General features: G+C 75.0%; 12 protein-coding genes. 5 read left to right on the top strand and 7 right to left on the bottom strand.

Going from position 1 to position 12,401, the window contains the following annotated elements; all coding sequences use genetic code 11:
* Positions 1-4: 4 nt before the first annotated feature.
* From AB0J24_RS21400 to dut, 3 genes are all read right to left on the bottom strand, one after another.
* Positions 5-385 carry an OB-fold nucleic acid binding domain-containing protein gene (locus AB0J24_RS21400; RefSeq protein ID WP_358683972.1) on the bottom strand — a complete coding sequence of 127 codons (381 nt, stop codon included), beginning with the start codon at positions 383-385 and terminating at the stop codon, positions 5-7.
* Positions 386-601: 216 nt separating this feature from the next.
* Complete coding sequence (locus AB0J24_RS21395) at positions 602-4,066, bottom strand: DUF3710 domain-containing protein (RefSeq protein ID WP_358683970.1); 3,465 nt, start codon at positions 4,064-4,066, stop codon at positions 602-604.
* Positions 4,066-4,581, bottom strand: coding sequence for a dUTP diphosphatase (gene dut, locus AB0J24_RS21390; protein ID WP_358683968.1), 516 nt, complete (start codon positions 4,579-4,581; stop codon positions 4,066-4,068). Before dut ends, AB0J24_RS21395 begins: the two co-directional genes overlap by 1 nt.
* A gap of 25 nt (positions 4,582-4,606) precedes the next feature.
* Here dut and AB0J24_RS21385 point away from each other — a divergent pair, with 25 nt between their 5' ends.
* Positions 4,607-5,110 carry a DUF3093 domain-containing protein gene (locus AB0J24_RS21385; RefSeq protein ID WP_358683966.1) on the top strand — a complete coding sequence of 168 codons (504 nt, stop codon included), beginning with the start codon at positions 4,607-4,609 and terminating at the stop codon, positions 5,108-5,110.
* Between the two features lie 64 nt (positions 5,111-5,174).
* Here the strand turns inward: AB0J24_RS21385 and AB0J24_RS21380 are convergent, their stop codons facing one another.
* A complete protein-coding gene (locus AB0J24_RS21380; protein ID WP_186359275.1) occupies positions 5,175-5,477 on the bottom strand; it encodes a DUF4193 domain-containing protein in 303 nt (100 codons plus the stop codon).
* A gap of 328 nt (positions 5,478-5,805) precedes the next feature.
* Between AB0J24_RS21380 and AB0J24_RS21375 the strand changes: the two genes are divergently transcribed.
* Complete coding sequence (locus tag AB0J24_RS21375) at positions 5,806-6,915, top strand: phosphotransferase family protein (RefSeq protein ID WP_358683964.1); 1,110 nt, start codon at positions 5,806-5,808, stop codon at positions 6,913-6,915.
* Positions 6,915-7,544, top strand: a complete 630-nt coding sequence (gene cei / locus AB0J24_RS21370) for an envelope integrity protein Cei (RefSeq protein WP_358683962.1) — start codon at positions 6,915-6,917, stop codon at positions 7,542-7,544. Before AB0J24_RS21375 ends, cei begins: the two co-directional genes overlap by 1 nt.
* Before the next feature lie 7 nt (positions 7,545-7,551).
* Here the strand turns inward: cei and AB0J24_RS21365 are convergent, their stop codons facing one another.
* On the bottom strand, positions 7,552-8,415 hold the full coding sequence (locus AB0J24_RS21365) for an inositol monophosphatase family protein (protein WP_358683960.1): 864 nt from the start codon (positions 8,413-8,415) through the stop codon (positions 7,552-7,554).
* A gap of 81 nt (positions 8,416-8,496) precedes the next feature.
* On the opposite strand from AB0J24_RS21365, the gene AB0J24_RS21360 reads away from it, so the two are divergent.
* Together AB0J24_RS21360 and AB0J24_RS21355 are read left to right on the top strand one after the other, a co-directional pair.
* Positions 8,497-10,074 carry an RNA polymerase sigma factor gene (locus AB0J24_RS21360; RefSeq protein WP_358683958.1) on the top strand — a complete coding sequence of 526 codons (1,578 nt, stop codon included), beginning with the start codon at positions 8,497-8,499 and terminating at the stop codon, positions 10,072-10,074.
* A 376-nt stretch (positions 10,075-10,450) separates the two neighbouring features.
* Complete coding sequence (locus tag AB0J24_RS21355; RefSeq protein WP_358683956.1) at positions 10,451-10,963, top strand: hypothetical protein; 513 nt, start codon at positions 10,451-10,453, stop codon at positions 10,961-10,963.
* A gap of 54 nt (positions 10,964-11,017) precedes the next feature.
* On the opposite strand, the gene AB0J24_RS21350 is transcribed toward AB0J24_RS21355, so the two are convergent.
* Positions 11,018-11,824, bottom strand: a complete 807-nt coding sequence (locus AB0J24_RS21350) for an SDR family NAD(P)-dependent oxidoreductase (RefSeq protein WP_358683954.1) — start codon at positions 11,822-11,824, stop codon at positions 11,018-11,020.
* A gap of 308 nt (positions 11,825-12,132) precedes the next feature.
* The coding region (locus AB0J24_RS21345; protein WP_358683952.1) for a helix-turn-helix transcriptional regulator at positions 12,133-12,401 on the bottom strand (269 nt) is incomplete at its 5' end.

Below are 12,401 nucleotides of genomic sequence, written 5' to 3'. Positions count from 1 at the left end.
ATGGCTACTGCTGGGGCTGGCAGATCTCGTAGTACGGGTTGTACAGCACCTTCTGGCCGTCGCGGACGGAGATCCGGCCGCGCACGCGCATCGTGCGGCCCGCCTCGATGCCGGGGATGCGCCGACGGCCCATCCAGACCAGTGTGACGCCGTCGGTCCCGTCGAACAGCTCTGCCTTCAGTGTGGCGTCGGCGTTCTGCGGGCAGATCTCGACGCTGCGGATCCGCCCCAGCATCGTGACCTCCTCGCCGCAGGCGCAGTCGCGGGCCGGACGCGCGCCGGTCTCCTCGACGTCCTCCGCGAGGTCACGGGCGTCGAGTTCGTCGACGTCGCTGGTGAGCTTGCGGAGCATCCGGCGGAACGCTCCGCCGTCCGTGCTGCCCATGTCTCTCCTCGCCGCGTGGCCGGTGCGCCGCACATCGTGTGGCGACCCACCGGGCCGTGGTGGTGCGTCGCCAGGGTAACGCGCGCGGTTGCCGGATCGTGCCCGACCGACCACGGGCTCACCGGAGGCCGCCGGTGGCGGCCACCGGTCCCCCGGCTGCGCCCGGTGGTCGCCACCGGGAGGCCGCTCACGCCGGGTCAGCGGTCCGGCCGCCGCTCAGTCCCGCCGGTGCTTCCCGAGGTCACGGGGATCGGTGACGTTGCCGCGCCGACCGGAGGACCACTGCCCGGTCGCGCCGGAGACGCCGGCCGCGCGACCCGCCTCCCCGATCACTTCGTCGGGATCCTCCCCGGCATCGCGCGCGGCCCCCCGCGCCGACGCCATGGCGCGGCTCGCCCGGTAGTCGGCGAGGCCGGTGACACCGTTGCGCCGCCGGACCGGCTCGTCCTCGCGGGCCGCGGCGGCCGTGTGGTCCGGTCCCGCCGCCGACGCGCTGCGCAGGAGGTCCTGCAGGGCGCTGCGGGCCTCGTCCGCCGAGGTGGGGCCCCCGTCCTGGTAACGGTCCACGGATGCGGACCGGGTCCGGAACAGGTCGTCCCCTGCGGGTCCGGGATCCGCGGCGGGGCGAGCACGGGCGTCGGCGGCAGGTGTCCTGTCCGCCGGGGCTGCGGCGCCGGAACCGGCGCGACGGCGGGACCCGCCGGGTCCGGCGTCCAGCGCGGCGGAGGCCAGGAGGTCGGCCACCGACATCCCGCCGCCCGCCCCCTCGCCGTGCCTGCCGGAACGCCGGCTCGCGGCGATCTCCGCGGACATCCAGCCCTCCTCGGAGGCACCGGCCCGGTCCTCCCCGCCGCGACGGCGGGAGGTCCGCTCGGGCCGGTCGGCCGTGACCGGCCGGGTGCGCCGGTCGCGCCGCGGCAGCACAGGCGCCGGCTCGGGCTCGGGCGCCGGCTCGGGCTCGGGCTCGGGCTCGGGCTCGCGGTCGAGCGTCGCTTCCATCAGCGGGACGTCCGACAGCGGGATGTCCTCGATCGCCGTCGCCGGTCCCGGCCGGTCGTCCGCGCCGTCGTGAACCGCCGCGGCGCGGCCGGCGGTGTCACGGTCCGGCATCTCGGCGGCCAGGCTGCCACGACCCGGGATCTCGCCGGCCGGGCTGCCGCGGCCCGGGATCTCGGCGGCGAGGCTGCCACGGCCCGGGATCTCGCCGGCCGGGCTGCCACGGCCCGGGACGTCACCGTCCAGGACGTCCCGGCCCGGCCCGCCGCCGGCCGGGGTGTCGCGGCCGAGGGGCTCGGCGGCCGGGGTGTCGCGGCGTGCGAGCAGTTCGGCGGCGTCGATCCGGTCCACCGCGTCCCGGTCCTCGGAGCGGCGGCGACGGGAACGCCGGCTCGGTTCCGCCGCCGGAGCAGCGGCCGGGGCCGTCGGGGTACCGGCTGCGACCGGCGCGTCCTCCGCCGCACGGGTGGGGGGCGCCGGACGCTCGTCCCGGCCGGCGCGGCCGCGGGCGGGCTCCTCCCGCGCGGCCTGCGCCTCGGCGAGCAGGTCCGCCACCGACAGCGCGGTCACCGCGGGATCGCGGCGGACCGGCGGCTCGGGCGGGAGCACCGGCCCGCGGTCCCGCTCGGCGGGGCCGGGGTCCCGCTCGGGGGAACGGAACGAGGGCTCCGGCGGCCGCGCCGGCTCCGGTGCGTGCGCCGGGAGCGGCGCATGGATCGGCTGGGACCGGTCCTGTGCCGCGGGTGCGGCGGGGACCCGGCCGGCTCCGGTCGTCGGACCGGTACGCCGTCGCGGGGGGGCCTGCTCCCGGTCCTCCCGGGCGGGTCCTCCGCGGGCCGGGCCCGCGGCCCCGGCGCGGCGCCCGGGCCTGCCGTAGCGGCCGGTCGCGCCGGGCACCGGCGGCTCCGGTTCGTCGAACGCGGGGGTGCGCCCGGCGATCGCGGTGCGCTCGGCGGGTGTCTCGGGCGGCGGTACCGGGCGGGCCAGGGCCGTCCGCTCGGCGGCGGTCTCCTCGGGGGCCGCCGCAACCGGCGCGGCGCGGCGATCCACCGTCGGGAGGGCCTGGGTCCGCGAGTCCCGGCCGGCGCCGTCCGGGCGGCGCAGTGGAGCGGACACCGGACCTGCGGCGGGGATCCGCCGCTCCGCCGCGGGGCGGGCGTCCTCACGCGGGGGCACGGTGTCCGGCCGCGGGGTGGCACCCGTGCCGGTCCTGGGGGTGGCGCCGGTGGCAGGTGCCTTCGTCGGCCCCGACTCCCCGGCGGGCCGGGGAACGGACACCGTGATGCTCGGCTTCTGCGGCGCGACCTCGGGCTGCTTCTCCCGCATGTGTTCGGGGAGCTCCAGGGGCAGCACCGTCCGCGGCGGGTAGGGCGACTTGCCGCGGACGACGATGATGCCGCGCAGCACCCGGCGCAGCTCCACGTCCAGCGCCTCGACCGTCTCCAGCGCCGCGGTCGCGACGCCGTAGACCATCCAGCGTGGCCCGTCGCAGCCGACGAACACCGATGCCGCGTTCTCGGTACGGGCGTGCAGTTCACGGCCCCAGTCGCCGCGTACGGTGCGGATCCGCGCGCCGCCCTTGCGCAGCGACTGCTCGATCTCGGCGGACAGGTCGGCCCAGAGCCCGGAGGATCGGGGGGCGGCGAGTGCGCTCACCGCGATCCGGCCCTCGGGCAGGAGCAGGTGCACGGCCTGCGGGCGCTCGGCACCCGCGGGTTCCAGTTTGAGCTCGGCCCCGTAGGGGACGGGGACCTGGATGGCCCCGAGATCGACCCGCGCGAGCGCGTCGGTCATCGACGGGTCGAGCTCCTCGACGTCGGCAGGCCCGAGCGGGCGGCCACCGCTGCCGGGCGGGGGCACCGACAGCGGGGCGTCGCCGACGCCGTACTCGTCGTCGTCGTACTGGTCGGCCTCGTCGTCCTCGTACCCGGCCTCGTCGTACCCGTCGTCGTACTCGGCCTCGTCGTACTCGGCCCCGTCGCCGCCGTACCGGTCGTCGTCACCGGGCCCGTACCCACCGGCACCGTCGTGGCCGTACCCGCGTCCAGGGGCGCCGGGGCGACCCCATTCCGGGTCGTCCGGGTCCCCGCCGTCGAAGCCCTGAGGGGTCTGGTCGCGGGCGTAGGCCGGTTCGTCGCCCTCCCTGCGGTGGCTGAGCAGCGGCGGCTCGGAGCGGTCCCAGCGGCCGTCGGGGGCGACCCGGCCGTCGCGCTCGTCGGGGGCGGCGCTGCGGAACCGGCCGGAGGTGCCCCGGCGCGCCGACGGCACCGCCGCGCGCTCCGGCGGTGATGTGCGCGCCGGGCCGTTGTGCGCCGACCCGTTGTGCGCCGACCCGTTGTGCGCTGACCCGTTGTGCGCCGGACCGGGGTGTACCGAGCCGTTGCGGCGCGGAGGCTGACCGCCCTCGCCGGGCCGCACAGCACCCCGGGGGCCGCCGGCGCCGCGGCCGGGAACGTCACCCGGCGCACCGGGACGACCGGTCGGCCCACCGGCACCGTACGGCGGACGGTCGTCGGCGGGGCCCCGGGCGGCGTCGGCGCCCGCGTAGTGGTCGGCGTAGTCGTCGTAGGGCGCGACGTCGGAGTCGCCGTAGCCCGGGTAACCCGGGTAGGTCCCGGTGCCGGTGTCCTCGACCCCGTGTTCGGGCCGGATGTCGAACATCCGCCCCCGTGTGCGTCCGGGCATCAGTGGGTGCCTCCAGCGGGTCCGAGCGCGGCGTTGCCTCCGGTCGAGCCGTGGCCCGCGGCGCCACGCACCGACTCCGGAAGCGCCGCGACCTCGACGAAACGGGCCGTCTCCACGCGCTGCACGACGAGCTGCGCGATCCGGTCCCCCCGGCGCAGCGTGACCGGTTCGGCCGGGTCGAGGTTGACGAGGCAGACCTTGATCTCACCGCGGTAACCCGCGTCCACCGTGCCGGGTGCGTTGACGATCGACAGCCCGCACCGGGCGGCGAGCCCCGAGCGGGGGTGCACGAAACCGGCGTAGCCGGCCGGCAGGGCGATCGCGACGCCGGTGCCGACGAGCGCCCGGGCACCGGGCGCGAGCACCAGGTCCTCGGTGGTCACCAGGTCGGCCCCGGCGTCCCCCGGCCGCGCGTAGGCGGGCGTCGGGACGTCGGGGTCGAGGCGGGTCAGCAACACGTCGACAGACGGTGCGACCAACGGCTCGTCCGGGGGAGCGGGCGCGGAACCGGGCACGGCGGGCGACGCTACCCTGGGGGGCGTGAGCGATCGGCTTCCGGAGAGCGACTCTGCGACGTCCGGCCCCACTGCGTTCGACGAGCGGTTGTCCGTCCCGGTGTGGTGGTACCTGCTGGCGTGCGGCCTCGGCACCCTCCTGGGCGCCCAGATCCACATGGGTTATCCGGGCCTGCGGTCCTGGATCGGCTACGCCACGATGATCCCGCTGTGCATCGGCGTGCTGTGGTGGATGGGTCGCAGCCGCACCACCGTGCGTGACGGCCGGCTCGTCTCCAACGGCCGGGAGGTGCTGCTGTCGCAGGTCGGTGTCACCGACACGGTGCAGCCGAAGGACAAGCAGCAGGCGATGGGCCCGGACCTCGATCCGACGGCCTACGTCCTGCACCGGGCCTGGGTCGGCCCGCTGGTCCGGGTGGAGATCACCGACCCGGCCGTCGACGAGCCGTACTGGGTGCTCAGCAGCCGTCGCCCGGAGGAGCTGCGGGCCGCGATCGCCGCCCGGGCACCGCATCCACAGGCCCCCTGACGGCCCTGGCACACGGACGGGCCCCGGCGGAATCCGCCGGGGCCCGTCCGAGGTCGGTCGCGGGTCAGGCCGCGCAGTCGCGGCAGAGGTACTGCCCGCCGGAGGAGCTGGCCAACCGGCTGCGGTGGTGCACCAGGAAGCAGCTGGCGCAGGTGAACTCGTCCGCCTGCTTGGGCAGCACGTTCACCGTCAGCTCCTCGCCGGACAGGTCGGCACCCGGGAGCTCGTAGCTCTCCGCGGTGTCGGTCTCCTCGACGTCGACGACCGCGGACTGCGCCTCGTTGCGGCGCTGCTTGAGCTCGTCGAGCGAGTCCTCGGCCATCTCATCGGCCTCGTTGCGACGCGGAGCGTCGTAGTCGGTCGCCATGGGTCTCACCCTTGCCATTCACGTTGTGCTGCTCACTCCGGCCCGGTGAGCAGCGGGTCCTTCGCCTGGTTCGGTCGTCGCGTGCCGCAGGGGAACGTCGCGGCGAGCGGGTTTGTGCCCGGTGTCGGTAGTGACGCCGGTCTCACTCCACCGACGGTTCGGCCTCGAACTGCCCAGATCCGCCCGGAGGGACCGGTCCGCCACCGGCGGGCGGCAGGGTAGCCCAGTTCCCGCAACGGCCTGCGAGGGGTCCCCACCGGCCGGCCGCCACGGACTCCCGGGTGTCGTGACGGCAGGCCCGGTGCCGTCGCGACTAGGGTCGGTCGGCGTGACGACGAGCGCCCGCACGCCCACCCCCGGTGCCGATCCCGCCGCGGTCGGCGGGTGGCTCGCCACCGTCCTCGACGACGAGCGCTGGACCGCCGCCGAGCTGGTGCCGATCGGCGCGGGCCGGTCGAACCTCACCTACCGGGTCGACTCCCCCGCCGGCTCGGTGGTGCTGCGCCGCCCGCCGGTCGGGCAGGTCGCTGCGACGGCCCACGACATGGGCCGTGAGCAGCGGGTCATCGCCGCGCTCGCCGGCACCGAGGTACCGGTGCCCGCGGTGCTCGCCACCTACGGAGGTCCCGGGAGCCCGGACGGCGCCGACGGCCCGACCGATGCACCCTGCTTCGTGATGGAGCTCGTCGACGGGGTCGTCCCGCTGGACGACCTCCCGGACGGCTGGGCCAGCAGCCCGGACGACCGGCGGCGGGCCGGTGAGGCGCTCGTCGACGTGCTCGCCACGCTGCACGCCGTCGATCCCGCGGAGGTAGGACTGGCGGACTTCGGCCGTCCCGAGGGCTTCATGGAGCGCCAGATCCGGCGGTGGGGCAGACAGTGGGCCGCCGCCCGCGACGGCGACGACCCGGTCCCGGTCGAGGAGGCCGTCGAGGCCGACCTCACCCGCCTCGCCGAACGGCTCGCCGCCGACGTCCCCGCAGCCCAGCGGCACACGATCGTCCACGGTGACTACCGGTTGGACAACTGCGTCTTCGACGCCACGGACCCGGGCCGGATCCTCGCCGTCCTGGACTGGGAGATGTCGACCCTCGGCGACCCGCTCGCCGACGTGGGCCTGCTGCTCGTCTACTGGAAGCAGGCCGGGGACGCCGGGATCTGGGCGGACGCCCAGCCGCTGCCCGGGCCGACGTCGCTGCCCGGTTTCCCCACCCGCCGGGAGCTGGTCGCCGCCTACGCCGCCCGGACCGGGATCGACCCCGCGCCGCTGCCCTGGTACGTCGCGTTCGGCGCGTTCAAGCTGGCCGTGGTGCTCGCCGGGATCCTCGCCCGGGTGCGCGCCGGATCGGTGCCCGCACAGATGGCCGAGGGCCTGGAGGGTTCGGTCGGGCCGCTGGTGGCGCTCGGCCACCACCTGCTGGACGGAGGCCGGTTCTGATGTTCTCCGGCACCTCCCGCCGCGAACGGCCCTACGAGCGCCGCCGCTCCCGGCCGATCGTCCTGACCTCGGTGGCGCTGGCCCTGCTCGCCGTCGCGACCTGGACGGTGGTCCTCAGCACCGCCTCGAACGGCCCGTCCTCGACGGATTGCCCGGCACCCGCCGCCGGCGCCCTGCCCGGCACCGAGCTGGACCGCTCCGAGCTGGCCGGGTTCTCCCCCGCCGCGCCGCGCGACGTCCGGTTCCAGGTGCTCAACGCGGGTGGCCAGCGCGGCCAGGCGAACCTGGTGGCCGCACAGCTCAAGGACCTGGAGTTCGGTGAGGCGGCCGCGCCCGGCAACGACCCGGCCTTCCCGGACGGCGACCTGAGCTGCATCGGGCAGATGCGGTTCGGGGCGGAGGGCGAGCCGGCCGCGGCGACCCTGGCGCTGGCCCTGCCGTGCGTCGAGCTCATCCGGGACGACCGCCCCGGCGCCGTGGTCGACGTGGTGGTCGGCACCGCCTTCACCGACGTCGCGCCCGGCCGCGCGGCGCGCGACGCGCTGGACCAGCTGTCCTCGCCGGGAGTCGAGGGCGGCTCGCGCGCTGACGAGAGCGTGCTGGCCAGGGCCCGCGACGGGATCTGCTGACCCGCGCTCAGACCTGGGCCGCGCCGCTGCGGCGGGCCAGCTCGACCAGTTGGTGCGCCACGCCGGGGGCGGCGGCGAGCGTGACGTCGCCGCCCAGCCCGGCGCCCGTCCGGCCGTCCCCGGCCAGGTCGGAGGTCCCCGGTGCGACGGCGATGTGCAGCACCGCGCCGGCCTCGCGGGCGATCAGCGCACCGGCCGCCCAGTCCCACCAGTTGCAGCCGTGCTCGAGATAGCCGTCCAGCCATCCGGCGGCGACCGCGCAGAGATCGAGCGACGCCGCACCGGCCCGGCGCACGTCGCGGACCTCCGGCAGCATCTGCGCGACCATCCGTGCCTGGCGGGCGCGGCGCTCCGCGCGGTAGGCGAAGCCGGTGCCGATCAGCGACTGAGCGATCTCCGTGGTCGCCGCGACCGCCAGTGGGCGCCCGTCACAGGTCGCGCCGAGGCCCCGCCCCGCCGACCAGAGCCGCCCCGCGGCGGGCTCGGCGACCGCCCCGGCCACGGTTTCGCCTGCCTCGACGGCGGCGATCGAGATGGCGTACCAGGGCAGGCCGTAGAGGTAGTTGACGGTGCCGTCGATCGGGTCGACCACCCAGCGTGCGGCGGCCGCGTCACCGGCCCCCTCCTCGCCGTAGACCGGCTCGCCCGGGCGCAGCCGGGCCAGCCGGTCCCGCACGAAGCGCTCCACCGAGGCGTCCGAGGCGGTCACGACGTCGGTCGGCGAGGACTTCGTGGACACCGAACCCGTGGCCCCGCCCCCCGCCGCGTCCCGGGGGGCGGGGAGGCCGCGCAGGTGTTCGGCGGCCTCCGCCGCGACCTGTTCGGCGACGGCACGGAGGGTGGCGGGATCGCTGGCCTGGTACGGACTCACCACCTCATCCGACCACGGGCGCGACCACCCGGACGCGCGGGGCGGCGTGAGGTGCGTCCCGTCCCGCGGTGCGCAGTTACAATGGAACACGCACCCCGTCTCCGGGACGCGCGGCGACCACCATCGACGCCGGCGACCGAGACGATGCCAGGACAGAACATCCCGACCGACACGCGATCCCGCCGCCCGGTGGGCGTCCCGGTGAACCGGTCGCGTAACGACTCCAGCGCACGTAGCGAGAGGGCCCAGGTGGCAGCCGCAGACTCCGCAGCACGCAGCGACTCGACCGTCGAACCGACGTCGGGTCCCGCATCCCGCAGCCGCCGTACGTCCGGTGCGACCGCATCCACCACCATGGCGAACGGCACCGTCAAGAAGGCGGCCACGCGTACCCGCAAGACCGCAGCTCCGAAGACCGGCGCGAAGAAGGCGGCCCCGAAGAAGGGCGCCGACCCGGTCGACGGCGAGGGTGTCGAGCTCGACGAGGCCGCCGTCGTCCTCGACGACGGTGACATCGAGGCCGATGACATCGAGGCCGACATCGCCGAGGCGGCCGCCGACGAGACCGACACCGTCGACGAGCCGGACGAGGACGACGACGCCGACGACGAGACCAACACCGGCAAGAACCGCGTGGCCCCGACCACCCGCGCGTCCCAGCAGAAGTCGGCCGACTTCGTCTGGGACGAGGAGGAGTCCGAGGCGCTGCGCCAGGCGCGCAAGGACGCGGAGCTCACCGCCTCCGCCGACTCGGTCCGTGCCTACCTCAAGCAGATCGGCAAGGTCGCGCTGCTCAACGCCGAGGAGGAGGTCGAGCTCGCCAAGCGGATCGAGGCCGGCCTCTACGGCGCGGAGCGCATCCGCAAGGTGTTCGAGTCGAACGAGAAGCTCTCGCCGCAGATGCGGCGCGACCTGCGCTGGATCGTCCGGGACGGTGAGCGCGCGAAGAACCACCTGCTCGAGGCCAACCTGCGGCTTGTGGTGTCGCTGGCCAAGCGCTACACCGGCCGCGGCATGGCGTTCCTGGACCTGATCCAGGAGGGCAACCTGGGCCTGATCCGTGCGGTCGAGAAGTTCGACTACACCAAGGGTTACAAGTTCTCCACCTACGCCACCTGGTGGATCCGGCAGGCCATCACCCGCGCGATGGCCGACCAGGCCCGCACCATCCGCATCCCGGTGCACATGGTCGAGGTCATCAACAAGCTCGGCCGCATCCAGCGTGAGCTGCTCCAGGATCTCGGGCGTGAGCCCACTCCCGAGGAGCTCGCCAAGGAGATGGACATCACCCCGGAGAAGGTGCTGGAGATCCAGCAGTACGCCCGGGAGCCCATCTCGCTGGACCAGACCATCGGCGACGAGGGCGACTCGCAGCTCGGTGACTTCATCGAGGACTCCGAGGCCGTGGTCGCGGTGGACGCGGTGTCCTTCACCCTGTTGCAGGACCAGCTGCAGTCGGTGCTGGCGACGCTGTCGGAGCGTGAGGCCGGAGTGGTCCGGCTGCGCTTCGGCCTGACCGACGGCCAGCCGCGCACGCTCGACGAGATCGGCCAGGTCTACGGCGTGACCCGGGAGCGGATCCGTCAGATCGAGTCGAAGACGATGTCGAAGCTGCGGCACCCCTCGCGGTCCCAGGTGCTGCGCGACTACCTGGACTGAGCAGAGCCGCCCGGAGGGCCTCTGAGCTGCGGCGGCGTGGCTCAGGGGCCCTTCGCTCACGGCACGGCGCCCGCGCCGGCCCCGGCACGCCCGCACCACCTACGACACGACTCGCGCTGATCTCCGTCCGCGCCCGCCGCCCCCGAGCACCGGGTCGATCTCGGTGATTCTCACCGAGGCACACCGCTTTCTGCCGTGCCGTGCTCGGTGCCCGGATGAGGGAGTTCCACCGACGCGCGCGGGGCGCCGTCCCCGGGAGTCTGGGACCCGACCGCGGAGCGACCGGGGCAGGGAGGGTGACGACGGTGCGTGAGGTGACCGACGAGTTCCGCTCGCCGTTGCGGGCATCGCAGCGACCCTCGTCGGCACGTTCATCGTGGCGGTGTTCTTCTACCTCGACTCGGCGCTGCACCGGTCCCGCGGCGCCGCAGGCAGCACGCCGGACCGGTACATGCGGGCCGGCACCCGGTGGGTGCTCATCGCCTACAGCCTGCCCCTGATGGTTGCTCTCGCCTTGGTCGGCGCGGATCCCGTCTGGGCGGTCGTCGCGTTCTCCGGGTGCGCGGCGACCCTCATGGCCGCCACCGTCGACACGACCCGCCGGATCGTGAAACGGGGCGCGACGAGGAGATCCTTCGCTCTGGCCGCGAACGAGATCCTCACCTCGCTCGCAGTCGTGGCCCTGGCCGTCCTGCCGTGGATCCTCGGCGGCTGGATCCCGTCGCGGACGGACTTCGTCCCCTCTCTCCTTCTCTCCCTCGCCATCGGTTTCACCAGCACCGCCACGGTCATCATGTCGGTCTTCGACGCCGACGAGATGTCGAGCTCCGCTCCGGAGCCGGTGGCGCCCCCGCGACGCCCCACGACTCGTCGGCGGCGACGGCGGTGACCGGCTCCGGGACGCTGCCGTCACGCGGGCTCGCTCGTCCGCCGCGGGGCGCCGTCACGCGCGGGGGAAGGAGTACGCCGGGGTCCTCCATCGCCCGCGCTCCTCGCTGATGGAGTTCGCCCCGTCGACCGTGATGAGCTGCCCCGTGATGTACGATGCGCCGTCACCGGCGAGGAACGCGATCGCGTTCGCTACTTCGTCTGCGGTGCCGGAGCGGCCGACGGGGGTGGCCGCACCCATCGCCCGCTCGTGGTCGGAGGCAGATGCCGTGTCGATCCACCCCGGAGCGACGGCGTTCACCGTGACGCCCGCGGCAGCCATGTCGATCGCCACCGCGCGCGTCAGCCCGACCACGCCTGCCTTCGCCGCGTGGTAGGCGACGTCACCGGCGTAGGCGGCGACCGGCCCCGACACCGATGACACGTTGACGATGCGGCCGTAACCGGCGTCCTGCATGGTGCCTGCCACCGCGCGGATCATCAGGAACGACGTGGTCAGGTTCCGGTCGAGTGAGGCGTGCCAGTCCGCGAGAGCCAGTCCGTCGATCGCACCGGAGGCGTTCGCGCCGGACACCGAGGTCATCCCGGCGTTGTTGACGAGGATGTCCGTGCCGCCGAACGCATCCGACGCGCGCCCCACGACGGCGTCCACGTCGGCCCGATCGGTGAGATCGGCGACCACCCCCTCCGCTCGGATACCGGCGGCGCGCAGTTCCGCGACCCGCTCGAAGATGCGATCGGTCGTCGATGTGATCACCACAGCGCTCCCGCCTGCGCCGAGCAGACGAGCTGCCGCGAACCCGATCCCCTGTGCGCTCCCGGCGCCGGTGACGATGGCGACCCGCCGTCGTTGCGTGGTCATCGCACAACCTTCCGCTCGGCTGTCCGGTCGTGGACGTTCACAGGTGACTCCTCGCTGTCCGGCCGTGCCACGTGGGTGCCTCCGTCGCTCTCGATGTCGATCCGGTCGGTGCCTCCCGCCTCACACTCGTGGCGCCGACGGCGCCTTCGCGTCGGTAGAAGCCACGTAGGGCGGCACCGCGGTTCACCGAACCGGTGAGCGGCACCGTGCGAGGACCGGCACAGCCCCGGTGGACGACGCGATGTCGTGGCTCCCCGCCCACCGCTGCCGTACCGGCGGCGGCGAGGGCGACGTCACCGCGGCTCCGGTCAGGGGAGCCGCACGTCCCGGAGCTGCCGGCGGGAGGAGATGCCCAGCTTGCGGAAGATGCTGCGCAGATGCGCCTCGATCGTGCGCGAACTCAGGAACAGCTGCGCACCGACCTCCCGGGACGTCGCGCCCGTGGCCACCAGGCGCGCGATCCGCAGCTCCTGCGCGGTCAGCGCGTCCGACGGCCGGCCGGACCTGCCACGCGGGCGCTCGCCCGCGCCCGCCAGCTCGCGCGCGGCGCGGGCAGATCGGAAGAGCGTCGGGTAGA

The sequence above is a fragment of the Pseudonocardia sp. NPDC049635 genome (genome assembly GCF_040659795.1).
Classification (GTDB): Bacteria; Actinomycetota; Actinomycetes; order Mycobacteriales; family Pseudonocardiaceae; genus Pseudonocardia.
Note: the sequence above shows the minus strand (reverse complement) of the source record. Positions and strands in the feature narration are given on the sequence as shown.